21 protein-coding genes are annotated in these 22,065 nt (G+C 73.1%); 10 read left to right on the top strand and 11 right to left on the bottom strand.

What is annotated here, in order from left to right; all coding sequences use genetic code 11:
* Positions 1 to 32: 32 nt before the first annotated feature.
* Positions 33 to 884 carry a helix-turn-helix domain-containing protein gene (locus tag ACL03H_RS18200; RefSeq protein ID WP_412812460.1) on the bottom strand — a complete coding sequence of 284 codons (852 nt, stop codon included), beginning with the start codon at positions 882 to 884 and terminating at the stop codon, positions 33 to 35.
* Between the two features lie 245 nt (positions 885 to 1,129).
* Here ACL03H_RS18200 and ACL03H_RS18195 point away from each other — a divergent pair, with 245 nt between their 5' ends.
* Positions 1,130 to 1,528, top strand: coding sequence for a hypothetical protein (locus tag ACL03H_RS18195; RefSeq protein ID WP_412812459.1), 399 nt, complete (start codon positions 1,130 to 1,132; stop codon positions 1,526 to 1,528).
* A 10-nt stretch (positions 1,529 to 1,538) separates the two neighbouring features.
* Here the strand turns inward: ACL03H_RS18195 and ACL03H_RS18190 are convergent, their stop codons facing one another.
* Together ACL03H_RS18190 and wrbA are read right to left on the bottom strand one after the other, a co-directional pair.
* Positions 1,539 to 2,495, bottom strand: coding sequence for a ring-cleaving dioxygenase (locus ACL03H_RS18190; RefSeq protein WP_412812458.1), 957 nt, complete (start codon positions 2,493 to 2,495; stop codon positions 1,539 to 1,541).
* Between the two features lie 243 nt (positions 2,496 to 2,738).
* The gene (wrbA, locus tag ACL03H_RS18185) at positions 2,739 to 3,350 is read right to left on the bottom strand and encodes an NAD(P)H:quinone oxidoreductase (RefSeq protein ID WP_412812457.1); all 612 of its coding nucleotides are present in this window, start codon (positions 3,348 to 3,350) and stop codon (positions 2,739 to 2,741) included.
* A 171-nt stretch (positions 3,351 to 3,521) separates the two neighbouring features.
* On the opposite strand from wrbA, the gene ACL03H_RS18180 reads away from it, so the two are divergent.
* The gene (locus tag ACL03H_RS18180; protein ID WP_459561777.1) at positions 3,522 to 4,064 is read left to right on the top strand and encodes a MarR family winged helix-turn-helix transcriptional regulator; all 543 of its coding nucleotides are present in this window, start codon (positions 3,522 to 3,524) and stop codon (positions 4,062 to 4,064) included.
* Here ACL03H_RS18180 and ACL03H_RS18175 read toward each other — a convergent pair.
* A complete protein-coding gene (locus ACL03H_RS18175; RefSeq protein ID WP_412812456.1) occupies positions 4,058 to 4,579 on the bottom strand; it encodes a 2'-5' RNA ligase family protein in 522 nt (173 codons plus the stop codon). The genes ACL03H_RS18180 and ACL03H_RS18175 overlap by 7 nt on opposite strands.
* Positions 4,580 to 4,714: 135 nt before the next feature.
* Between ACL03H_RS18175 and ACL03H_RS18170 the strand changes: the two genes are divergently transcribed.
* Positions 4,715 to 5,299 (top strand): TetR/AcrR family transcriptional regulator, encoded by a 585-nt coding sequence (locus ACL03H_RS18170; RefSeq protein ID WP_412812455.1) that lies wholly within the window; start codon positions 4,715 to 4,717, stop codon positions 5,297 to 5,299.
* Positions 5,300 to 5,324: 25 nt separating this feature from the next.
* Here ACL03H_RS18170 and ACL03H_RS18165 read toward each other — a convergent pair whose 3' ends face one another.
* The 6 genes from ACL03H_RS18165 to ACL03H_RS18140 form a co-directional block, all read right to left on the bottom strand.
* Complete coding sequence (locus ACL03H_RS18165) at positions 5,325 to 6,347, bottom strand: Acg family FMN-binding oxidoreductase (protein ID WP_412812454.1); 1,023 nt, start codon at positions 6,345 to 6,347, stop codon at positions 5,325 to 5,327.
* A 262-nt stretch (positions 6,348 to 6,609) separates the two neighbouring features.
* Positions 6,610 to 6,804 (bottom strand): hypothetical protein, encoded by a 195-nt coding sequence (locus ACL03H_RS18160; protein WP_412812453.1) that lies wholly within the window; start codon positions 6,802 to 6,804, stop codon positions 6,610 to 6,612.
* A gap of 103 nt (positions 6,805 to 6,907) precedes the next feature.
* Positions 6,908 to 8,674 (bottom strand): acetyl/propionyl/methylcrotonyl-CoA carboxylase subunit alpha, encoded by a 1,767-nt coding sequence (locus ACL03H_RS18155; RefSeq protein WP_412812452.1) that lies wholly within the window; start codon positions 8,672 to 8,674, stop codon positions 6,908 to 6,910.
* Positions 8,675 to 8,786: 112 nt separating this feature from the next.
* Positions 8,787 to 9,080 (bottom strand): acyl-CoA carboxylase epsilon subunit, encoded by a 294-nt coding sequence (locus tag ACL03H_RS18150; protein ID WP_412812451.1) that lies wholly within the window; start codon positions 9,078 to 9,080, stop codon positions 8,787 to 8,789.
* A 9-nt stretch (positions 9,081 to 9,089) separates the two neighbouring features.
* The gene (locus tag ACL03H_RS18145) at positions 9,090 to 10,727 is read right to left on the bottom strand and encodes an acyl-CoA carboxylase subunit beta (RefSeq protein WP_412812450.1); all 1,638 of its coding nucleotides are present in this window, start codon (positions 10,725 to 10,727) and stop codon (positions 9,090 to 9,092) included.
* A gap of 249 nt (positions 10,728 to 10,976) precedes the next feature.
* Positions 10,977 to 12,209 carry a TetR/AcrR family transcriptional regulator gene (locus ACL03H_RS18140; RefSeq protein ID WP_412812449.1) on the bottom strand — a complete coding sequence of 411 codons (1,233 nt, stop codon included), beginning with the start codon at positions 12,207 to 12,209 and terminating at the stop codon, positions 10,977 to 10,979.
* Between the two features lie 473 nt (positions 12,210 to 12,682).
* Here ACL03H_RS18140 and ACL03H_RS18135 point away from each other — a divergent pair, with 473 nt between their 5' ends.
* The 5 genes from ACL03H_RS18135 to ACL03H_RS18115 all read left to right on the top strand — a co-directional run bounded on the left by ACL03H_RS18135 (position 12,683) and on the right by ACL03H_RS18115 (position 17,014).
* On the top strand, positions 12,683 to 13,567 hold the full coding sequence (locus ACL03H_RS18135; RefSeq protein WP_412812448.1) for an oxygenase MpaB family protein: 885 nt from the start codon (positions 12,683 to 12,685) through the stop codon (positions 13,565 to 13,567).
* 61 nt (positions 13,568 to 13,628) lie between these two features.
* The gene (locus ACL03H_RS18130) at positions 13,629 to 14,522 is read left to right on the top strand and encodes an LLM class F420-dependent oxidoreductase (protein WP_412812447.1); all 894 of its coding nucleotides are present in this window, start codon (positions 13,629 to 13,631) and stop codon (positions 14,520 to 14,522) included.
* Between the two features lie 322 nt (positions 14,523 to 14,844).
* Entirely contained in the window at positions 14,845 to 15,333 is a 489-nt protein-coding gene (locus ACL03H_RS18125; protein ID WP_412812446.1) for a DUF2127 domain-containing protein, read from the top strand.
* Positions 15,334 to 15,847: 514 nt separating this feature from the next.
* Complete coding sequence (locus ACL03H_RS18120) at positions 15,848 to 16,267, top strand: pyridoxamine 5'-phosphate oxidase family protein (protein WP_412812445.1); 420 nt, start codon at positions 15,848 to 15,850, stop codon at positions 16,265 to 16,267.
* A 270-nt stretch (positions 16,268 to 16,537) separates the two neighbouring features.
* A complete protein-coding gene (locus tag ACL03H_RS18115) occupies positions 16,538 to 17,014 on the top strand; it encodes a nuclear transport factor 2 family protein (RefSeq protein WP_412812444.1) in 477 nt (158 codons plus the stop codon).
* Between the two features lie 104 nt (positions 17,015 to 17,118).
* Here ACL03H_RS18115 and ACL03H_RS18110 read toward each other — a convergent pair whose 3' ends face one another.
* Positions 17,119 to 18,078 (bottom strand): aldo/keto reductase, encoded by a 960-nt coding sequence (locus ACL03H_RS18110; RefSeq protein WP_412812443.1) that lies wholly within the window; start codon positions 18,076 to 18,078, stop codon positions 17,119 to 17,121.
* A 481-nt stretch (positions 18,079 to 18,559) separates the two neighbouring features.
* Here ACL03H_RS18110 and ACL03H_RS18105 point away from each other — a divergent pair, with 481 nt between their 5' ends.
* Both ACL03H_RS18105 and ACL03H_RS18100 read left to right on the top strand, forming a co-directional pair.
* Positions 18,560 to 19,801: an ATP-grasp domain-containing protein gene (locus tag ACL03H_RS18105; RefSeq protein ID WP_412812442.1), complete on the top strand. Its 1,242-nt coding sequence runs from the start codon at positions 18,560 to 18,562 to the stop codon at positions 19,799 to 19,801.
* A gap of 42 nt (positions 19,802 to 19,843) precedes the next feature.
* Positions 19,844 to 21,889 (top strand): hypothetical protein, encoded by a 2,046-nt coding sequence (locus ACL03H_RS18100; protein WP_412812441.1) that lies wholly within the window; start codon positions 19,844 to 19,846, stop codon positions 21,887 to 21,889.
* Positions 21,890 to 22,065 lie beyond the last annotated feature (176 nt).

Raw genomic sequence — 22,065 nt, 5'->3', positions numbered from 1 at the left:
GGGTCGCGGCCCGCGCCGCTCCGCCCCCGGGATCAGCGGTCGGGGGCGGCGATGTCCGGACGGTCGGCCGCGGGGCTCGCGAGGCTGCCGAGCAGCGACAGCGCCTCAGCCGAAGGGCTGCCGGGTTCGGCCTGGTAGACCACGAGCTGCTGGCCGGGCGCGCTGTTGACCGTGAAGGTCTGGTAGCTCAGCTCCAGCTCGCCGACCTGGGGGTGCCGCAGGCGCTTGAGCTCGTGCGACTTGAACCGGATGTCGTGCCGCGCCCACAACCGGCGGAAGTCCGGGCTGCGCAGCGACAGCTCTCCCACCAGCGCCACCAGCCCCGGGTCGTCCCGGTCGACTCCGGCCGCCGCGTGCAGCCCGGCGACGGTGTTGGCCGCGACCCGCTCCCACTCCGGGTAGAAGTCCCGCGCTCCCGGGTCCAGGAACACCAGGCGAACCAGGTCGCGGTCGTGGAGGTGGCCGTCGAACAGGGCCCCGCCCAGCGCGTTGCACGCCAGCACCTCCAGGTACCGGCCGAGCACGACCGCCGGGGTGCCGGGCCACGCGTCCATCAGCCGGGCCAGGTTCGGGTTCACCCGCTCGGTCCGCACCGCGGGCCGGACGCTGCCGGGTCGGGCGAGGCGGTGCAGGTGCGCCGCCGCCTCGCCGTCCAGGTTCAGCGCGTGGGCGAGCGCGTCCGCGACCTGCGGCGACGGGTTGCGTTCGCGACCCTGCTCCAGGCGCACGTAGTAGTCGGCGCTCACTCCCGCCAGCATCGCCAGTTCCTCCCGGCGCAGCCCCGCCACGCGGCGCCGTCCGGCCGAGGGCAGGCCCCAGTCCTCCGGCCGCACCAGCGCCCGGCGGGCGCGGAGGAACTCGCCGAGCGGGTTCTCACCATCCATGCCCCGAAGCTACGCGGACGCGCCGGAGGCAGGCAGGCCGTGGCACTCCTACCCTGTGCGGGCACCGTTCCCGCGATCGCCGCCGGGCGCATACCAGCCCGGCTCGGCGAGCGGAATCCGCCGCGGGCGGGCGGGCGCTCCCGCGAACGCGCGCGATGATCGCGGAAAAGGGCTCCCACCGCTCCCTCCGGCGGACTAGCCTCCGAGCCGCGGACGCGCGCGCTTCCGCTCCGGGAGGTGGCCTCATGGACGAGCAGCACCGGTGCGCCCGCACCGAGGCTCACAACGAGATCGCGGGCGACGTGCGCCGCTCGACGCAGATCGGGACGATCAGCGGCCCCGTCACCATCTCGGGTGACGCCCCCGCGCAGGCCCGGCCGCTTCGGCTCCGGTCAGCGGTGTGCACCGCGGGAATCGCCGCCGCGCTGGCGCTGCTCTGGCCCGCCGCGCCGGCGATCGCGCCTCCCGCCGCCCCGGCGCCGGAGCAGCGCGAGGCCTCCTCCCGGAGCACCGGGCACGGCGACGCGGAGATCTCCACGCGGTCCGGTGCTCCGGAGGGGCCGTCGAGCGGGGCGCGCTGCCAGGGCACGGGGGACGCGCACTGCGAGGTCAGCTCCTCGATCACGGTCGGCCCGAGGCCCTGACCGCCCGGGGCTACGCGCCCGGGTTGTTCTCGGCGGGCAGGTCGAGCCGGGGCAGCGCGCGCCGAATCTGCTCGCGATCCGGTTCCAGCCACGGCGGGAGCTTCAGCGCGCGCCCCAGCTCCAGCAGCGGTTCGTCGGCGGTGAAACCGGGTTCGTCGGTGGCGATCTCCAGCAGGGTGCCGCCGGGCTCGCGGAAGTAGATCGAGCGGAAGTACTGCCGGTCCCGGATCTCGGTGACGTCCACGCCGCCGCCGACCAGCTCCTCGCGCCACGCGAGCTGGGCGGCCTCGTCCGGCGCCCGCCACGCGACGTGGTGCACGGTGCCCGCGGCGACCAGCCCCTCCGGCTCCCGGGGAGCGACCACCACGTCGACGAGGGTGCCGGGACCGCCGTCCCCCGCCGCGAAGCGGAGGCGTTCGCCCTGCTGCGCGGTGAAATCGATCCCGAGGCCGCGCAGCATCTCGGCGGTCGCGTCCTCCTCGGTGACCGACAGCGCGACCGAGTGCAGTCCGCGCACCGCGTGCTCGGCGGGGACCAGGCCGTCCCACGGCTCGCGCGGGTCGGGCTGGGGGTGCGCGACGAGCTCCAGGCGCAGCCCGTCCGGGTCGCGCAGGCCGAGCACCTCCTCACCGTCGCGCTCCTGCACGGGTTCCGATTCGATCCCCTGCTCGGCGAGGTGCCGCCGCCACCAGCCGATCGAGCCCTCGGGCACGGAGAACGCGGTGCAGGTGGCCTGGCCGGTGCCGTGCCGCCCGCTCTCGGCGTCCGGCCGCGGGAAGAAGGTGATCAACGATCCGGGCCGCCCCGCCGCGTCGCCGTAGTAGAGGTGGTAGGTGCCGGGATCGTCGAAGTTCGCCGTCGTCTTCACCAACCGCAGGCCCAGCGCCCGCAGGTAGAAGTCCGCGTTGCGCTGCGGGTCGCCCGCGATCGCCGTGACGTGGTGCAGCCCGCTGGTCGCGATGCTCATCAATTCCTCCGTGGTGCAAAGGGAAAAACCATCCCCCCGACGACGCCACCGAGCACGACCCTGGTGCTGTCCCGCGCGAGGCTGCGGGCATTCTGCCCACACCGTCGACCCCCTCCGCGAGAGCCCCCCGGGCCCGCGGAGGAGGAGGACGGGATTCCCCGCCCCAGCCCCCGGAGGGGGCCGGGGCGGGGGTGCCGGCGGGACGGGGGTGCGGCCCTCGCCCCGCCGGCGTCCGGGGGTCGCTCAGGCACCCGCCTTCAGCTGCTGAGCGATCTTGACGACGCGCCGCGCCTGCACGGCGGCGGCGGTGCGGGTCTCGTCGTCCACCTTGAACTGGCCCTGGCCGTCCACGTGGCTGGTGCCGTAGGGGTTCCCGTCGACGAACTTGGAGCCGTCGGTGTAACCGGGGCTCACGATGATGCCGCCGAAGTGGTGGATCGTGTTGTAGAGCGCCAGCAGGGTGGACTCCTGCCCGCCGTGCTTGGTGGCGCTGGAGGTGAAGCCGCTGTAGACCTTGTCGGCCAGCTTGCCCTGCGCCCACTCGCCGCCGAGGGTGTCGATGAACTGCTTGAGCTGAGCGGCGATGTTGCCGTAGCGCGTGGGCGAACCGAAGATGACCGCATCGGACCACACGATGTCCTCAGCGCTCACCTCCGGCACCGACTTCGTCGCCTCCAGGTGGGCGCGCCAAGCCGGGTTCGAGTCGATCGCCGCGTCGGGCGCCAGCTCGGCCGCCTTCCGCAGGCGCACCTCGGCTCCGGCGCTCTCCGCCTCGGCGACCAGGGCGGCGGCGATCTCGCTGATCGTGCCGGTCGACGAGTAGTAGACGACGCTGAGCTTGACGGGGTCGGCCATGAACAACTCCTTCGCGATGCCGGGCGCTCGCCCGGCCGTCTTCTCGATCCGGAGCTCTCAGCTCCACTGCCCGGATGGTAGCCCGAATTTAGTTTCCATGCAAGATATTCGCCCGCGAGATAGATGAGGGGTAGACTGATCGGGCAAGAGGATGTTGGGAAAGGAGTACAGGTGAGCGGCCACAGCGCCATGAACGCGGTGCGGGCGGGCGACCCCGGATCGGGCGGAGCCACGGGGCTCGAAGTCCGGCCCGACCCCGCCACCGACGACGACGAGATCGTCACCTGGTGGGGCCTCGTCATCGAGGGTTACCACCTCACCCAGGACCGGTTGATGGGCGAGATCGGTGAGCGCTTCGGACTCGCTCCCGGTTCCTTCGACATCCTGCTGCGCCTGGTGCGCTCCCCCGAGCACAAGATGCCCATGACCCGGCTGGCCCGGGAAGCCGCGCTCAGCAGCGGCGGGTTCACCAAGGTCGCCGATCGGCTCGCCGCCGCCGATCTGATCGTGCGCGAACCCTGCGACACCGACCGGCGCGTCACCTACGCGGTGCTCACCGAGCACGGGCTGGACGTCGCCCGGCGCGCCCGCGAGGCCTGCGCGGAGATACTGCGCCGGCGCGTGCTCTCCCCGCTCGGGCTGGAGCGGTCCGAAGCCCTCGCCGAGGCGATGCGCACCCTGCGCGCCGCCAACGGCGAGGACGGGCTCTACTGACCGAGCAGCGGCAACCGGGCCCGCAGCGACCAGCCGTCGTCGAAGCGCACCAGCCACGCCTCGGCCAACTCCGCGGGCGGCGGCGGGACGAGATCCGCGACGATCGCTCGGGCCCGCTCCGGGGCGACCTCGAGCGCGACGGTGAGGTGCGGTTCCGCCTCGCCGTACGCGCCGCCGTAGGGGCGCAGCCCCCAGCGGCCGCCGACCTCCGCGGTGAGCCCGCGGAGCTCCCCGTCCGGCTCCGGGCGCAGCGCGACGAACCCCTCCGCCAGGTGGCGCGGATCGGTCGACGCGGTGAACGCGACCCGCTGCGGCCGACACCGCGCGAGGATCGCCGCCAGCTCGGCCACCACCTCTTCGTCCACTTCGGACGCCGGGAGGAACGGGTAGAGGATCGTGATGTGGGCGGGGAAACCTTCCCGCACCGCACCGGGGAAGCGCGCGGCGACCGAGCGCAGCAGCGGATCGGCTCCGGGCACCGGCAGGACGACCGCGGTGGTACCGAGGGCGGGCATGGTTCCTTCCTACCCGATCCCCGTTGATCGGGTTCGTCCGGTCCGCCCGAACCGCTTGGCTAGGCTGGGTGGCCGATCCGGCCCCGGCAGACGGCGGCCCCGAGGATCCGACGTCGGGACAGGAGCGGTTGCATCGTGGTCAGGAAGCGGGACCCCGCGAAGACGTTGGCACTGCTGTGGAAGGTCCCGCAGCCCCGCTCCCGCAAACCCGGCCTCGGCGCGGACGAGATCGTGCGAGCGGGGATCGCGCTCGCCGACGCCGAGGGGCTCGCCGCGCTGTCCATGCGGGGCGTCGCCGAACGGCTCGGGGCGGGCACCATGTCGCTCTACACCTACGTCCCCGGCAAGGACGACCTGATCGACCTGATGCTGGACGCGGTCTTCGGCGAGACGGCGCGGCCCGGACCGGAGCTCACCGGCTGGCGAGCGCGCCTCGACCACGTGGCGCGGCAGAACCGGGAGCTGCACCGCAAGCACCCCTGGACGCTGGAGCTTGCCGGGACCCGGACGGTGCTCGGACCGCAACGGACCGCCAAGCACGAGCACGAGCTCGCCGCCCTCGACGGCACCGGGCTCACCGGGCAGGAGCGCCGCTCGGTGCTGGACCTGGTGCTCGGCCACGCGCGCGACACCGCCCACCCGGCCACCGAGGCCGCGGACCACCACTTCGAATTCGGTCTCGCGCTCGTCCTCGACGGCCTCGCCGCCCGCGTCGGCTGACCCGCCAACGGGCGCACCCGCGGGTTCAGCGATGGGGAGCCGTGACCTCGACCGGGTCCGTGAGCAACAGGTCCGCGGGATCCCGGCGCGGGGTGGGGGCCACGGGGCTGCCGTAGCCGATGCGCAGCACCGCCTGCGGTTCCAGCGTGCCGCCGAGCATCGCGCGCAGCTCCGCCCGGGTGCGGCGCACCTCGATCACCTGGGAGAGCATCGAGGCGGCCAGCCCCAGCGACGTCGCGGTGAGCAGCAACCGCTGCAGGGCCTCCCCCGCCTCCAGATCGGACTGCTTGCCCGAACCGTAGGAGCACAGCACCACGGTCAGCGGATCGTCCTCGAAGTCCTTGCCCGGCACCCGCGGCCGACCCCGGCCCCCGGAGAAGTCCCGCAGCACCCACTCGTCCTGCTCCTCGGAGGCCGGACCCGCCGAGGAGGCCTGCACTCCCTCCGGCGCGCCCTCGCCCAGACCGGTCCAGGCCGCCATCTCGGCGCGGAACGCCTCGTTGGTCAGCTGCTCCTGGTGCGCCCGGCGGACCAGGCCGAGCAGCTCCGCGCGCTGCGGCCGATCGATCACGTGCAGCCAGCCGTGCTCGGAGGTCACCGAGCTGACGAGCTCGTTGCGGTGCACCTTCGGCACCGGGGTGGGCAGGAACGGGTGGCGGTTGGTGCGCCGGGTGGTGATCGCGCGCAGCAGCGACGACTGCTCCGCTCCCACCCGGACGGAGCCCCCGCGCCGGACCTCGGCCAGCAGCGCCGGTTCCGCGGAGCGCGGCAGCAGGGTCACCAGCGGGCGCACTCCGACGTGCTCCAAGGCCAGGCGAAGGTTGAGCAGCGCCGCGCCGCACCCCAGGCGCAGCTCGCGGTCCTCCGGATCGGTGCCGGGCATCCGGCGGCTCGGGTCGGCGTAGAGGCCGATCACGTCCGGAGCCACCCGGAACAACCAGGGTTGCCGGTTGTGCAGCGACGGCGCTCGACCCGCGAGCCGCACCACCTGATGCACCTGCTCCGCCGCCAGTCCCAGCGCCGGCGGAAAACCCAGCGCGCCCCGCATGACCTCGTCCCTTCCTGGCCGGGCGCAGCCACCAGTCGCCCTCCCGAGTCACGATGCAGCGCACGGCCGGGCCGGTGACATGGGACAAAGTCCCCGATGCCGGGGTTTCCGGAGATCCGCGGCCCGGGCCGAGGCCGGTTCTCGATCGGTGCCGCGCCGCGAAGGTCGGCAGCGAAGCCGCTCCGCCGCCGTCCCCTCGCGCGGTGCGCGGAGCGCCGCCAGCGGAGCCACCCGCACCGGCCGCCGGTTCGGCGGGGCGCGCTCAGGCGGGCTGCGGGATCCGGCGGTGCGGGCCGGGCAGCCGGGCCGTGGCAGCCTGGTAGCAGGCGCGGCAGACCTCACCGGTCGAGGTCATCGTGAGCTGCGGGGCGAGCAGCCGCAGCCCGTGCTCCGGCGTCTCCTGGCAGATGCCGTGGTGGCCGGCCTGGCGGCACAGGCAGGTGCACAACGAGTCCATCGTTCCTCCCTCGGCGGTCACTCCTGGTCTTCGGCACGCGGAACCGGGCGGGCGGACGGTGCCCGGCGACGGGCACCGTCCGCGGCGGAGTCCAGCGACCCGGTCAGTCCTCGATCGTGCACAGCGACGCGCCCTGCGCCACGGAGTCCCCGGGAGCGGCGGTGAGGCCCTTGATCGTGCCGTCCTTGTGCGCGGTGACGGGGTTCTCCATCTTCATCGCCTCCAGCACGCCGATCAGCTCCCCGCTGGCGACCTGCTGGCCCTCCTCCACGGCCAGCTTGATCAGCGTTCCCTGCATGGGCGCGGTGACCGCGTTGCCGGAGACCGTCGCCCCGGCCCCGCCGGCGCGCTTGCGCGGCTTCTTCTTCGCCGCCGGGGCGGTCGCGGCGCCGCCGCCCAGATCCGCGGGCAGCGAGACCTCGATCCGCCGACCGTCGACCTCCACCACCACGGTCCGGCGCGGCGCCTCGTCCTCCTCCGGCGGGGCCGCTCCCGCGTGGGGCTCCAGCCGGTTGTCGAACTCGGTCTCGATCCAGCGGGTGTGCACGGTGAACGACTCGGCGCCGGACTCGGCCACGTAGGCGGGGTCGCGCAGCACGGCGCGGTGGAACGGCAGCACGGTGGCCAGGCCGTCGACCTCCATCTCCGCGAGCACTCGCCGGGAGCGGGCGATCGCCTGGGCGCGGTCGGCGCCGGTCACGATCACCTTGGCCAGCAGCGAGTCGAACTGGCCGCCGATGACGCTGCCGGTCTCCACTCCCGCGTCCACCCGGACGCCCGGGCCGGCCGGGGCGTGGAAGCGGGTGACCGTGCCCGGCGCCGGCAGGAAGCCGCGGCCCGGGTCCTCACCGTTGATCCGGAACTCGATGGAGTGCCCGACCGGCGTCGGGTCCTCGTCCAGACGCAGGTGCTCTCCGGCGGCGATGCGGAACTGCTCGGCGACGAGGTCGAGTCCGGTGGTCTCCTCGGAGACCGGGTGCTCGACCTGGAGCCGGGTGTTGACCTCCAGGAAGGAGATCGTGCCGTCGAGGCCGACCAGGAATTCCACGGTCCCCGCTCCGTGGTACCCGGCCTGGGCGCAGATCGCGCGGGCGGCGGTGTGGATCTGCTCGCGCTGCTCGGGGCTGAGGAACGGCGCGGGCGCCTCCTCCACCAGCTTCTGGTGCCTGCGCTGCAGGGAGCAGTCCCGGGTGCCGACCACGATCACCTTGCCGTGCTCGTCGGCGAGCACCTGGGCCTCCACGTGCCGGGGGCGGTCCAGGTAGCGCTCGACGAAGCACTCGCCGCGCCCGAAGGCCGACACGGCCTCGCGGACCGCGGAGTCGAACAGCTCCGGGATCTCCTCCATCGTGCGGGCCACCTTCAGGCCGCGACCGCCACCGCCGAAGGCGGCCTTGATCGCCACCGGCAGGCCGTTCTCGCGGGCGAAGGCCACCACTTCGTCGGCGTCGGCGACGGGGTCCTCGGTGCCCGGCACCAGCGGCGCTCCCGCGGCGAGCGCGATGCGCCGGGCGGTCACCTTGTCGCCGAGGTCGCGGATCGCCTGCGGGGTCGGCCCGATCCACACCAGGCCCGCGTCCAGCACGGCCTGGGCGAAGTCGGCGTTCTCGGACAGGAAGCCGTAACCGGGGTGCACCGCGTCCGCGCCCGAGCGCACCGCGGCCGAGACGACCTTCTCGATGTCGAGGTAGGACTCGGCGGCGGTGGCGCCGCCGAGCGCGAACGCCTCGTCGGCCAGGCGCACGAACAGCGCGTCGGCGTCCGGTTCCGCGTAGACGGCCACCGAGGTGATGCCGGCGTCCCGGCACGCCCGCACCACTCGCACCGCGATCTCGCCGCGGTTGGCCACCAGAACCTTCTTCAACCCCATGGTGTTCGCACCATCCCTGTCCGCAGTGGTCGTGTTCCGGCGGATCCCGCTGCGGGAGATCGCCGGGTCGGTCGTGGCGCACCGCTCGCGGCGGTGCCCCGGGCGGTGCGCATCAGCGCGGCCGCGTCGAATAGCGCCACGCACCCGGGCCGGGTCGCGGTGCGGACTGCGCCGGTCCGCGACGCAGCCGGTCGTCCCGGGAGGACCAGCGCGAGACCGGCTCCTCCGCCGCGGGCGCCGGGCCGGCGGTGGCCAGCGCGGCCAGCGTCGCGGTGAGCGCGGCGAGCTCCGCGTCGGTCGGCGCCCCGCGCACGACCCGCAGCACCGGGCGCACGTCGGCTCCGGTGCCGTCGGCCTCGCCGGGCACGGCGGTCAGCTCCGGAGCGCCCTCGGGCGAGCTGCTCATGACGGCTCCTTACAGCGGGATGTTGCCGTGCTTCTTGGCGGGCAGGGACTCGCGCTTGTCGGCCAGCATCCGCAGCGATCGCGCCAGGTAGCCGCGGGTGTGCGAGGGCGGGATCACCGAGTCCACGTAGCCGCGCTCGGCGGCGACGTACGGGTTGCAGAGGGCGTCCTCGTACTCCTGCTGCAACCGCGCGCGCAGCGCCTCGACGTCCTCGCCCTTCTCGGCGGCCTCGGCGAGGGTGCGGCGGTGCAGGATGTTCGCCGCTCCCTGCGCGCCCATCACCGCGATCTGCGCGGTCGGCCAGGCCAGGTTGATGTCGGCGCCCAGGTGCTTGGACCCCATCACGTCGTAGGCGCCGCCGTAGGCCTTGCGGATGATCACGGTCACCAGCGGGACCGTGGCCTCGGCGTAGGCGTAGAGCAGCTTGGCGCCGCGCCGGATGATGCCGTTCCACTCCTGGTCGGTGCCCGGCAGGAAACCGGGCACGTCGACGAAGGTCAGCACCGGGATGTTGAAGGCGTCGCAGGTCCGCACGAAGCGGGCGGCCTTCTCGCTGGCCTCGATGTCGAGGGTGCCCGCCATCTGGGTGGGCTGGTTGGCGACCACGCCGACGCTGCGGCCCTCGACCCGGCCGTAGCCGACGACGATGTTCGGCGCGAACAGCGCGGAGACCTCCAGGAACTCGCCGTCGTCGAGCACCCGGGCCAGCACCTCGTGCACGTCGTAGGGCTGGTTCGGGGAGTCCGGGACGAGGGTGTCGAGTTCGAGGTCGGCTTCACCGACGTTCTCGGCGATGGACCCGGCCTCCTGCCCGGCCTCGAACGCGGGGGCGTCGGAGAGGTTGTTCGAGGGCAGGAACGACAGCAGTTCCTTGACGTAGTCGATCGCGTCCTTCTCGTCGGAGGCCAGGTAGTGCGCGTTGCCGGAACGCGAGTTGTGCGTGCGGGCGCCGCCGAGCTCCTCGAAGGTCACCTCCTCGCCGGTGACCGTCTTGATCACGTCGGGGCCGGTGATGAACATGTGCGAGGTCTGGTCGACCATCACCGTGAAGTCGGTGATGGCGGGCGAGTACACCGCACCGCCCGCGCACGGCCCCATCACCAGCGAGATCTGCGGGATGACGCCGGAGGCGTGGGTGTTGCGCTTGAAGATCTCCGCGTAGAGGCCGAGCGCGGCCACGCCCTCCTGGATCCGCGCGCCACCGGAGTCGTTGATGCCCACCAGCGGGCACCCGATCTTGAGCGCCAGGTCCATCACCTTGACGATCTTCTCCCCGAAGACCTCGCCCAGCGAACCGCCGAAGACCGTGAAGTCCTGCGAGAACACGCAGATCTTGCGCCCGTCGACGGTGCCGTACCCGGTGACCACGCCGTCCCCGTAGGGCCGGTCGGCCTCCAGGCCGAAGTTGGTCGAGCGGTGCCGGGCGTGCTCGTCGAGCTCCACGAACGAACCGGGGTCCAGCAGCAGGTCGATGCGCTCGCGCGCGGTCAGCTTGCCCTTGGCGTGCTGGCGCTCGATCGCGCGGTCGGAGCCCGCGTGCACCGCCTCGTGGTTGCGCCGGTACAGGTCGGCCAGCCGGCCGGCCGTCGTGCGGATGTCCGGCTCCTCCGCCGGCGGCACGCCCACCGGTTCCGTCGCGCTGCTCATCGCTCCTGCGACCGCCATTCCTCGCTCGGGGACGACATTGACGCCGCGCGCGGACGGCCCACCGGGACCGGGCCGCGCCCGACCGGGACCCGCCGCGCCTGCGCCGACGCCGGTCGCACGCGATCCCTCGGCCGGAGGTTAATCCGGAGAGCCCCGGCCGGTCAACCAACAAGTGAGCGCGCCGTACCTTCGATCTGCCGGTAAAAACCCCAGGAACACGGGGTCGACATCGCGATAAGTGAACGCTTCCTAGTCGACTGGCGACGAACCGCCAGCGGGGCCGCTGGTGAGCATGAGGGCCGCGCCGACCTGGCGCACCGCCTCCGGGGCGCGCACCGTCCCGGTCCGGGCCATGTCGTTGGCCAGCGTCAACGTCGCCTGCACCAGCACCCGGGCGGTGGCCGCGTCCAGCTCGGGACGCACCTCGCGCAGCAGCGCCACCCACTCGGTCACGTACTCGTGCTGGGTCTGCCGCGCCCGGTGCCGCTCGTGGTCCGGCAGGTGTCCGACCTCACCCACCAGGATGTCGATGAACCCGCCGTGGTCGAGCGCGAAGGTGATGTAGGACCACAGCAGCGCCCGCAGCGCCTCCGCCGCGTCCGGGGTGCGCACCAGGGTGCGGCCCAGGTCGATCTCCAGCCAGGCCGAACCCCGGGTGATCACCGCGTCCAGCAGTTCCTGCTTGCTGGCGAAGTGGTTGTAGACGCTGGGCCCGGCGATGCCGACCTCGGCGCCGATCTCCTCGGTGGTCACGGCCGCGTAGCCGCGCTCGGCGAACAGCCGGGTGGCCGCCGAGAGCAGCTGCCGCCGCCGGGAGGTGCCGCCGCGCTCCAGCAGCAGGGCATCCGCGTCCGGGATCGCCGCGCCGCGCCCGGACAGCAGCGGCGGCAGGCCGGCGATCGTGCCGATCACGTCCCGCAGCAGCTCCTCGAACTGGGCGCGCGGCAGCTCCACCCGGTGATAGGAGGGACTGGTCAACGCGCTGAACAGGCACCAGCCGCGGAACCGCACGTCCTCCTCCGACAGCTCCGGGTGCCAGGCCCGAGCGAGGTCGGCGAGCCCGCCCGCGACGACCCGCAGCTGCGTCTTGAGCTCGTCGCGCTCCTCAGCGGGCAGGTGCCGGGCCTCCCGCTGCCAGAGCACCCCCAGCTCCCGGTGGTCCAACGCCGTAGCGGCCAGCTCCCGCACCACCGCGTCGAGGTCGCCGGACCGGGCGGCGAGCACCGCCTCGAACGGCTCCAGGTGGGTGAGCACGACCCGGCGCAGCAGCAGCTGCTTGCCCTTGAAGTGCCGGTACAGCGCGGAGGGGCCGACGCCCACGGCCTCGGCGATGTCGCTGACGCTCACGCGGGCGTAGCCGCGCTCGAAGAACAGCCGGGAAGCCGCCTCGATGATCAGCTCTCGCCGGTTGTGCGGCCGGGCCGCCCCCGGTTTCACCTCCGGCCTCGGTTTGGCGTGGGCCCCAGGCTTCGTCCCGACCACTGGCACGACCTCCCGGCGTCCTCGTTCCGCCCGCGTCCGGCGCGGCGGTGTCGGCACAGGATAAGCGGCCGCGCGTCCCGCCTCGGTCGCGCGCCGCGCACGCCCGGTCACCCTCCCCGAACGCCACCGCCGCGAGATCGGGGCGGCGGAGTCGGCGCGGCTCGCCCGGTGCCTCCCGCCGCGCCGGGAAGTGCCGCCCGCCGCCCGGTCCACCCGGAGGCACTCGCTCGATGGCCGCGACCGAGGGACCGGTGCGGCGGGGGCCGGGGCGGGCCGAGCGCCGGGGTCGAGCCAGGATGGGGCGCTCGGTGCCGCCGAGCCGTCGTGCGCGCCTGCGGGCAGCGAGCTGCCGCGTCGTTTCCCGCTCGGGACCAGCACGACCCCGTCATGCGCGGCGCCGTCATGCGCGGCACCGCCGCGTCGTCGCACGGTGAGGAGGCCCGGCCGCCGCCGGGCCGCGAGGAGGTAGGACCATGACCCGCACCTGGCTGCGCCGCATCGCGGCGCTGGACCCCGTGACCGATCACCACGAGATCTATCGCATCTCCACCGGCTTCGAGTTCCCCTTCGACTACCAGCGCGCGCTGGAGTTCGCGCTGTTCCGCACCTACTGCGTGCCCAGCATCTCGGCGCTGCTGGCCGCGACCGGCGAGTTCGAGAAGCGCCCGCAGCAGCGCTACGACGACACCGCGCTGCTCATGGCCGAGATCGCCGAGCACGGTTACGACTCCGAGCGCGGCAGGCAGGCGCTGCGGGTGGTGAACCGCGCGCACGGCCGCTACGCGATCTCCAACGACGACATGCTCTACGTGCTGTCCACCTTCGTCCACGACCCGGTGGACTGGATCGACCGGTTCGGCTGGCGGCCGCTGCACCCGCACGAGCGGGAGGCCGCCTTCCACTACTTCGTCGCCGTCGGCAAGCGGATGGGGATCAAGGACGTCCCGCCCACCTTCGCGGACTTCCGGCGCTTCAAGGAGGACTACGAGCGCGAGCACTTCCGCTACAGCGACGACAACCACGCGATCGGCCGCTACACCATGGAGCTGTTCTGCTCCTGGTTCCCGAGGCCGCTGCGCCCGGCGGTGGCGCTGGGCGTGCGGGCGATGCTCGACGAGCGGATGCTCACCGCCTTCGGCTTCCGCGCCGCCCCGCCGTGGGTGACCCGAGCCGCGCACGGCGCGCTCCGGGCCCGCGCCCTGGTGGAGCGCTGGATGCCCGAGCGCAGGCGATCCCGGCTCACTCAGGACGGCAAGAACCTCACCTACCCGAACTACCCGTCCGGTTACACCCCGGCGGACCTCGGCGCACCGGAACCGGCCGACATCGACCCCCGGTGGCTCCGCCGCAGCGGCTGACCGCCGCCGTCGACGAGTTCGATCACGCGGGCGTCCGGGTGACGCCGGTAACCTCGAAGCCATGTCGAACATCAGCTTCAGCTCCCGCGTCGGGGTCTGGTGGACCAGCGACCTGTGGCCGATCAACGATGTGATCGCCCGCGCCCGCGAGATCGAGCAGCTCGGATACGGCTCGCTGTTCTACGGCGAGGCGGGCGGCAAGGAGGCCTTCACCCAGGCCGCCGCGCTGCTGGGCGGCACCGACCGGCTGGTGGTCGGCACCGGCATCGCGAACATCCACGCCCGCAGCGCTCCGGCCGCCGAGTCGGCCGCCCGCACGCTCGGGGCGCTGCACCCGGGGCGGTTCGTCCTCGGGCTCGGCGTCAGCCACGCACCGCTGGTGGAGCGCAGCTACGCCGGCTCCTACACCAAGCCGCTGAGCACGATGCGGGAGTACCTGCGGACCATGGACGCGGTCCCGGCCGCGATCGAGCCCTGCGAGCAGCGCCCGGCCAGGCTGCTCGCCGCGCTGGGGCCGAAGATGATCGAGCTGTCCGCCTCCGGCGCCGACGGGGCGCACCCGTACCTGGTCACGCCCGAGCAGACCGCGAGCACCCGCGAGCAGCTCGGGCCCGACAAGTGGGTCGTCAGCGAACAGGCCGTCGCGCTCACCACCGATCGGGAGACCGGCCTGCGACGGGCGCACCAGCACCTGCACATGTACTCGCAGCTGCCGAACTACCGGAACTCCTGGCTGCGGCAGGGCTTCGACGAGACCGACGTCGTCGTCGGCGGCTCCGACCGGCTGGCGGAGGGCATGGTCGCCATGGGCGGTGCCGAGGCGGTCGCCGCGCACGTCCGGCGGCACCTGGACGCCGGCGCCGACCACGTCGTCATCCAGGTCGTCGGGGACGACCACTCCGACGATCCCGTGCCCGCCCTCCGCGAACTCGCCTCGGCCCTCGGCCTGAGCTGACCCACCGCCGGGCGGCCTCCCGGCTCGTGCGGGAGGAAGCCCGGCGCGGGCGTCCACGACCGGGAACCGGAGCTGGTCCGCCACCGTTCGCTCGCCGGGATCGCGACCGTGGCACCGGTTCCCAGCCGGAGGCGGAGAGCGGGTGCGCGCTCGGCGCACCCGCCAGCGGTGAGCGGAGCCGTCGCCCGGTGCGCTGAGCGCACCCGCGCCGGCGCTCGCCTCCCCGCCCTCGGCGGCGGCAGCTCGGCCCCGCCGAACGGCTCCGCGCCGGTGCGCGCCGATCCGGGCGGTGCGGTGCCGCCCGACGCGGCACCATGGGCCGGTGACCAGGCGACGCACGTGGACCGACCGGCTGTTCCGGGCAGCGATCGCGCTGAAGGGCCTCGACGGCGCGGGCCAGCTGCTCGCGGGGATCGTGCTCGCCTGGCTCCCCCCGGCCGCCGTCACCCGCCTCGCGCACGCGGTGGTCACCCGGGACCTGCTGGGGTCGCCCTCCGGCGCGCTCGCGGCGCGATTCGACCTCGCCTCCCAGCACTTCGCCCACGGCGCCACCCGCACCTTCGCCATCGCGTACCTGCTCGTGCACGGCGTGATCAAGCTGGCGCTGGTGGTGGCGCTGTGGCGGGAGGTGGTACCGCTCTACCCGGTGGCGATCGTGGCGCTCCTCGCGCTCGTCGTCGTCGAGCTCCTGCGCGCCGCGGAGAGCAGCTCGGTGCTGCTCGTCCTGTTCGCGGCCCTCGACGTCACGATCATCGTCCTGGTCTGCCGCGAGTACGTCGCGCTGCGCGCCCGCAGGCGATCATCCCCCTGAAGCGAGGAGCGCACCGCCGCGAGCGGGTCCCGACGACGGCGCGACCGCGATCGAACCGCACGCCGAGGTGGCCTCGTCGGCAAGACCGGGACGCGCGGCGGGGAGCCCCCGCGTCGGCCCCAGCGGACCGGAACGACGTCGTCGGCGCGGGCTCTCCCCGGTGACGTCCTCGACCCGGCGGGAGGCGGGAGCGACGTTCTCGTGCCTGCCGCCGGGGACGCGCGCGCGACGGGGGCCGCCAGTTCCGGCCGAGCGCTCCGATGCCACGAGCAGGAGCGCGTCGTCGCCGTGAAGGCGCGCGGCCGTGTGACCGCGACGTCGGTGCCGGTGCCGCGCGCGGGCGACGCGATCGTCAACGCCCTCGCGATCTCCGGGCTGGACGGAGGGCCGGGCGTCGCGCAGCCTTGCGGATGGGCGGAGGACCCGTCCGCGACCAGAATGGTGGAACCCGCCGGGCGGACTCCGCGATCACCCGGCGGACCTCATCACCCGTTGAACCCGCAGGAGGTCTCCCGTGCTCACCGATTCCGATCGCGCGATCCTCGACCGACCGCTGCTCGGCCTGCTCACGGTCTCCCCCGCGCCCGGTCGGCTGCCCGCTCCCCGACCGGTGTGGTTCGAGGTGACCGACGAGGGGACCGCGCAACTGTTCTCGGTGGCGGGCGCCCACCGGCTCCGACGACTGGAGCAGGACCCGCGCGCCACGCTCGTGGTGGTGAAACCGGCCGGTGAGACCGAGGGATGGGTGTCCGTCGAGGCGAACGTGACCGTTCACCGCGAGGGCGCGAAGGAGCTCGCGGACCGGCTGACCGACCGGTACTGGGACGAGAGCCAGGTCGACCAGCGCGCGGCCGCGAAGGCGATGTGGGAGGTCGAGGACCTCCGCCGCCTCGTCCTGCACCCCAGCCGGATCACCCGCGGTCCGGCGATCTGAACGGCCGCCGGACGATCAACTCGATCTCCCCGTCTCCCGGGGTCGGGTGACCGCGTCGCGGAATCCCGTCCTCGACACCCGACGCCGCCGCGAAGACGGCGTGCGGAGCGCCCGTCGCCAGGCCGGAGGCCCTTCCCCCGTCCAGCGGCGCTCCGCGCGCCCCGCGCGGCGGATGCCGAGCCCGGCGCGCGGCTCGCGCGGGAAGCGGGCCACCGCGCAGAACTGGAACGAGTTCTTGTCATGGCCGATCGAACTGGCGAGACTGCCAGGATGGACATCGCGGCACTCGAAGAGATCAAGCGCCTCAAGCACCGCTACCTCCGCTGCGTCGACCTCAAGCTGTGGGACGAGATCGGCGACGCGCTCACCGCCGACGCCACCGCCGAGTACGGCACGGCCGTGCGCGGCGGACCCGTGCTGCGCACCGGCCGCGACGCGATCGTCGGCTTCCTGCGCGAGTCGCTCCCCCCGAGCATCATCACCGCCCATTCGGCGCAGCAGCCGGAGATCCACCTCGACGGCGACACCGCCACCGGAATCTGGGCCTTCACCGACACCGTGATCGCCACCGAGCACGACAGCACGATGGTCCGGGGCGCCGCGTTCTACGAGGACCGGTACGAGCGCGGCGCGGACGGCCGCTGGCGCATCCGGCACACGGGGTTCACCCGCACCTACGAGTACGTGGTGCGCCTGGGCGACCTGCCGGGCTTCCAACTCACCGCCGATCGGTGGACCCGAGGTTGACCACCAGTAGAACTCGTTCTACTGGTGGTCGCGGAATCGACCCGCCCGAGGAGGACGTCGGGGATCGCTGCGCGCCCGCGGGCTGACGACCCCGGCGCCGGGCCTCAGGCGGAGGCCTCCGCCAGGAGGCGCAGCTCGTCGTCCGCCAGCAGCAGGTCCTGCGCGGCCAGCAGCGCGGGCAGCTGCTCGACGGAGCGCGCGGAGGCGATCGGCGAGACCACCGTGGGCTGCTGCGCGAGCCAGGCCAGCGCCACGGTGGCCATCTCCGCGCCGCGCTCCGCCGCGACCCGCTCGACGGCCCCGAGCACCCGCGCGCCGCGCTCGGTCTCCCCGTGGCCGCCTGCCAGCCCGGGAACGTTGCGCACGGCGTCCTGGTGCCGCCCCGCCCGGTACTTGCCCGTCAGGAAACCCGAGGCGAGCGCGAAGTACGGCACGCACGCCAACCCCTCGCGCCGCGCGATCTCCAGCCGCGCGCCCTCGTAGGTCTCGCGCGAGACGAGGTTGTAGTGCGGTTGCAGCGCGACGTAGCGGGCCAGGCCCTCCCGGTCGGAGAAGGCCAGCGACGCGGAGATCCGCTCGGGGCTCATGTTGGACGCCGCGATGGCGCGCACCTTCCCGGCCCGGACGAGACCGTCGAGGGCGGCGACGATGTCGCCGACCGGGATGGACTCGTCCCGGTCGAAGTGCAGGTAGTAGACGTCGATGTGATCGGTGCGCAGCCGCCGCAGCGACTCCTCCGCCGCGGCCCTGATCGTGGCGGGTTCGAGCCCGCGGTGCCGGGGGTGGTCCCCGACCTTGGTCGCGAGCACCACGTCGTCGCGGTTGCCGCGGGCGGCCAGCCAGTCGCCGATGATGGTCTCGGACTGCCCCGGCTCGTTGCCCTGCTCGGGGAAGCGGTGCATGTACGAGTCGGCCGTGTCGATGAAGTTGCCACCTCCGGCGACGTAGGCGTCGAGCACGTCGAACGAGCTCGCCTCGTCGGCGGTCCAGCCGAAGACGTTGCCGCCGAGGCAGAGGGGGGACACGGAGAGCCCGGAAGAACCGAGCGCGCGGAGTTCGGCCATCTCCTGATCAACGCGCGCGCCGGGACCGGCATTCCGGGGGCGCACCACCCCGCGCCGCCGGACGACACCGGGGTGGCGGAGGTCCGGAGCTCCCGGCCGGCGTCGCACCGCGATCACCCTGGGTGATTCCCTTCGGTCTCGCCACCCGCGAAGAACCCCCCAGCTCCCGGACCCCCGCTCGCGGAACGGCCGCCCGGCCCCGCGGCTCCCCCGGATGGATCTTCCGCATCAGTCGCGTCGCAGGTCACCGCGAAGATCCGGCCTGGTCACCGGGCCACGGCCGCCGCCTCCACCCGCGGGGACCCGACCGCACCGCCGGTCTCCGATGGCGCCAACGTACGCTGATCCGAAAGCCGCACAGCCCTCCGCCGAACGGCCCAAGCCGGGAGCTCTTTCGCGCGCCGGGCGACAAGGAGATCCGGGCTACTGTGAGGTGCACGACGAAACCGGGAACTCCACGACCCAGTTGAAGGGGCGGTCCATGCCGAAGCCCGAATCTGCCCCCAAGGATCCGAGCAAGGGATACGTAGCGCTCCTCGGTTGGAGCCTCAACGCGGTGGAGGCCCTCGACAGGTTCGACCGCCGGTACGTCGTCGTAGCCCCGGAGTGGGCGGAGGAGTACTGCACCGAGCACGACATCCCCTACGTGCGCTGGAACTTCGAGCGGCTCAACGACCGCTCGATGGAGATCGCCGAACTGCTGCAGGACCGCGGTGTCGACGTCGCGATCCCGCTGTTCGAGGAGACCGTCGAGTGGGCCGGGGCGATCAACTCCGTGCTGCTGGACAACCCCCGGCTGCTGGGCCAGTCGATGCTGCTGCGCGACAAGGCCCTGATGAAGCGCCGGGCCCAGCTCGGCGGCATCCGGGTGGGGATCTTCGAGGAAGCGCACGACCGGGACGACGTGATCCGGTTCCTCAAGCGGGTCAACCAGACGCTGCTCAAGCTCGACGGCGATCCGAACGACCCCATCCACGTCAAGGCCTTCGACAAGGCGGGATGCCTCGGGCACCGCGTCATCCGCACCCCGGACGAGATCGACGCCATCCCGGACGAGGAATTCCCCGTCCTGATGGAATCGCACCTGGACGGCTGGGAGTTCGCGGTCGAGGCGTGGATCCACGACGGGAAGATCAAGTTCCTGAACATCTCCGAGTACGTCACCCTCGGGTACTCGGTGTTCGTCCCGGCGACGCCCGCGCTGGAGCGGTTCCGTCCGCAGATCACCGAGCAGGTCGAGAGGCTGATCAAGGCCTTCGACATCGAGTTCGGCTTCGTGCACCCCGAGTACTTCGTCACCAGCGACGGCGAGATGTACTTCGGCGAGGTCGCCTACCGACCCCCGGGGTTCAAGGTGTTCGAGCTGCTGGAGCGCGCCTACGGGTTCAACGCCTACCAGGGTCTCGCGCTGGCCTTCGACCCGAAGACGACCGAGGCGGAGATCGATGCGTTCTTCCCGCGGGAGGTCGTGGACGCCTCGGGCGTGGCCGGGTGCTTCGGGGTGTACCCCCGCCGCCGGGTCGTCAGCGAGCTGAGCCTGCCGGAGGAGACCGAGGACGACGACTACTATGAGTCCCACGACCTCTCGGCACCGCGGGAGGAGACCGTCACCAAGAGGACCGCGTTCGGCACCCACTGGGGCCTGGTGTACTTCTTCGGTGACGACCCGCACCGGATGCGCGACCTGCTGAAGAAGCAGGAAGAGCTCGACTTCTACGTCTGAGGTGTTCCGCGGACGCGGAAGACCTAGCAGGGGGAGAGACCCTTGAAACCGACCGCCGACGCCCCGGGGGCCCCGACGACGCTGGACCGGCGCGTCGACTCGCTCGACGACGCCGTCCGCACCCTGGCCGAGACCCGCGACTTCGGCAAACCGGCGAAGTTGCGCCGGGTCCTGGAAGCACTGCGAAGAGTGCTGCGGCAGCCGGGCGGCCCGGCAGCCGTCCAGGCCCGCGCGCGGGCGCTGGACGAGGCCGGGCTGTTCGACGGCACCGACTGGGCCTCCCCCGAGATCCTGATCCCGGGGCTGGCCGGCCCCGGGCTCCGCTGCGAGAACGCCGACACCCTCGTGCTGGAGGCGACCAGCGAGTTGCGGCTGCTCGCCATCGCGCGCGGCGAGTACGCCCACCCGACGTTCACCGCCGACGACGCCCACCAGTTCCTCTCGCAGGTGCTGGCGACGAACCTGGACCTGCTGTTCACCCCACCGAACGAGGCGGAGCGCAACCGGCAGGGCCGCAACGCGCAGCTCATCCGCGACCTGTTCCAGTACCTCGCCGACGGCATCGGCTACGACAGCGTGCTGGGTGAGCTGGTGGACGAGATCTGGCGGATCCTGCGCCAGCGGCCGATCCAGGTCGACCAGGTGCAGTCGCTGATCACCCGGATCTCCATCTACCGCAGCGACCCGGACGTGGACTTCGGCGCCACCTCGGGTCAGGGCCTGGACCGGCTGATCACCAGCCTGTTCGGCACGACCGAGGCGTGCCGGGACGATCCGGGGATCCCCGCGTTCCGCGCGCGGCTGGAGGCGATGGACACCAGCGGGCTGCAGTACGAGGCGACCGGGTTCGCCCGGGCGATGCACGACACCGGGCTGGTCTCGCCCTACCACGCCGAACTCCTGCGGTTCCTGCTGGACGGCAGCGACTACCTCATCGCGGAGGCGCTGGGGTTGTCCGACATCGGCCGCACCTGCCTGCTGCGCTACCGGGAGGTCGTGCACCGGCTGATCGAGGACGCCGTGCACCCGCAGACCGCGCAGAGCGTCTACGGTCTCGCGCTGCTGCTGGACCGAGGCGTGCTGCACGAGGCACCGGTGGTGCCCGCGCTGTGGCGCCAGCTCTCGCTGGAGCTCTGCCCCACCGCGCGGGACCGGCTGACGGCGGTCTTCGGCGACCAGCCCGGCCCGGAGGCCCGGCTCACCGCCGGGGTGATCTCGATGCTCGGCCAGCCGCTCGGTGTCGGGCAGGGCGACAACCCGACCTGCCAGTCCGCGCGGGCGCTGTCGATGTGGGCCTACAACGACCCGGACTACCTGTTGCAGATCCTGGTGTGGGCGGCCAGGGACGACGAGATCATCATGCACTTCGAGGGCAGCCCGCTGTCCTCCAACGACAGCTCGGGCGGGGTGGCCAAGACGCTGCCGGTCGACCTGGACCCGGTGTCCCTGGTCGTGGTGCCGCACCTCGACCGGATCTACGCCGAGATGGGCCGCCGCTGCGCGGACCGCCCCGGCGACCCGCACCGGTGGGTCAACCCGGAGTTCCACGGCTGGTGGGCCGCGCGCGGGTTCTGGATCAACGTGGACGTGGACACCGGGAACCTGGTGGACCTGGACGAGTTCCTGCGCCAGTTCTACGCGGGCTACCACCCCGGGTACAACGGCGGCCGGCCGCTGATCCACCCGCAACCGGCCGGGATCGCGGTCACCGACAGCGCGGCGCGCTACATCGGCTGGCACGCGATCACGATCCTGCGGGTCGCCCCGGACCCGCAGGACGTCGTGCGGGTGTACTTCTTCAACCCCAACAACGACAGCGGGCAGGACTGGGGTGACGGGGTGGTGGTCTCCACCGCCGGTCACGGCGAGCGGTTCGGGGAGGCGTCCCTCCCGTTCGACCAGTTCGCCTCGCGGGTCTACATCTTCCACGTCGATCCGCTGGAGCGCGGTGAGCCGGAGCGCGTTCCGGCCGAGGACGTCGAGCGGATCATCGGTTACCTGGAGCGGAGCTGGGGCCACGACCGGTTGCACCCCGGCGCGCTGCAGGCCGCCGAGCCGCCGAACACCGGATCGCCGAACACCGCGTAGCCGCTCCGGCAGCCGGGCCGGAGCCGACCGCTCCGCCCGGCGGGCCGTCTCCCGTTCGAGCGGATCTCGGGTACCGCCGCACCTGTCGAACTCGATCCGCGCGGAGAAGGCGATCCCGGCCGGGCGGAGCGCGGACCTCGTTGCCCGAGGCCGCTTCCCGGCCGGTCCGGGAGTGC

It is taken from the genome of Saccharopolyspora antibiotica (assembly GCF_047200635.1).
Taxonomy (GTDB): domain Bacteria; phylum Actinomycetota; class Actinomycetes; order Mycobacteriales; family Pseudonocardiaceae; genus Saccharopolyspora_C.
This window is presented reverse-complemented; position numbering and strand designations above follow the sequence as displayed.

Bases quoted from the DNA above. Each gene is read 5' to 3' on its own strand.
- ACL03H_RS18145 (WP_412812450.1), bottom strand. From the start codon at position 10,727: ATGAGCAGCGCGACGGAACCGGTGGGCGTGCCGCCGGCGGAGGAGCCG.
- ACL03H_RS18160 (WP_412812453.1), bottom strand. From the start codon at position 6,804: ATGGACTCGTTGTGCACCTGCCTGTGCCGCCAGGCCGGCCACCACGGC.
- ACL03H_RS18105 (WP_412812442.1), top strand. From the start codon at position 18,560: ATGCCGAAGCCCGAATCTGCCCCCAAGGATCCGAGCAAGGGATACGTA.
- ACL03H_RS18155 (WP_412812452.1), bottom strand. From the start codon at position 8,674: ATGGGGTTGAAGAAGGTTCTGGTGGCCAACCGCGGCGAGATCGCGGTG.
- ACL03H_RS18195 (WP_412812459.1), top strand. From the start codon at position 1,130: ATGGACGAGCAGCACCGGTGCGCCCGCACCGAGGCTCACAACGAGATC.
- ACL03H_RS18135 (WP_412812448.1), top strand. From the start codon at position 12,683: ATGACCCGCACCTGGCTGCGCCGCATCGCGGCGCTGGACCCCGTGACC.
- ACL03H_RS18165 (WP_412812454.1), bottom strand. From the start codon at position 6,347: ATGCGGGGCGCGCTGGGTTTTCCGCCGGCGCTGGGACTGGCGGCGGAG.
- ACL03H_RS18130 (WP_412812447.1), top strand. From the start codon at position 13,629: ATGTCGAACATCAGCTTCAGCTCCCGCGTCGGGGTCTGGTGGACCAGC.
- ACL03H_RS18110 (WP_412812443.1), bottom strand. From the start codon at position 18,078: ATGGCCGAACTCCGCGCGCTCGGTTCTTCCGGGCTCTCCGTGTCCCCC.
- ACL03H_RS18200 (WP_412812460.1), bottom strand. From the start codon at position 884: ATGGATGGTGAGAACCCGCTCGGCGAGTTCCTCCGCGCCCGCCGGGCG.
- ACL03H_RS18115 (WP_412812444.1), top strand. From the start codon at position 16,538: ATGGACATCGCGGCACTCGAAGAGATCAAGCGCCTCAAGCACCGCTAC.
- ACL03H_RS18175 (WP_412812456.1), bottom strand. From the start codon at position 4,579: ATGCCCGCCCTCGGTACCACCGCGGTCGTCCTGCCGGTGCCCGGAGCC.
- wrbA (WP_412812457.1), bottom strand. From the start codon at position 3,350: ATGGCCGACCCCGTCAAGCTCAGCGTCGTCTACTACTCGTCGACCGGC.
- ACL03H_RS18150 (WP_412812451.1), bottom strand. From the start codon at position 9,080: ATGAGCAGCTCGCCCGAGGGCGCTCCGGAGCTGACCGCCGTGCCCGGC.
- ACL03H_RS18190 (WP_412812458.1), bottom strand. From the start codon at position 2,495: ATGAGCATCGCGACCAGCGGGCTGCACCACGTCACGGCGATCGCGGGC.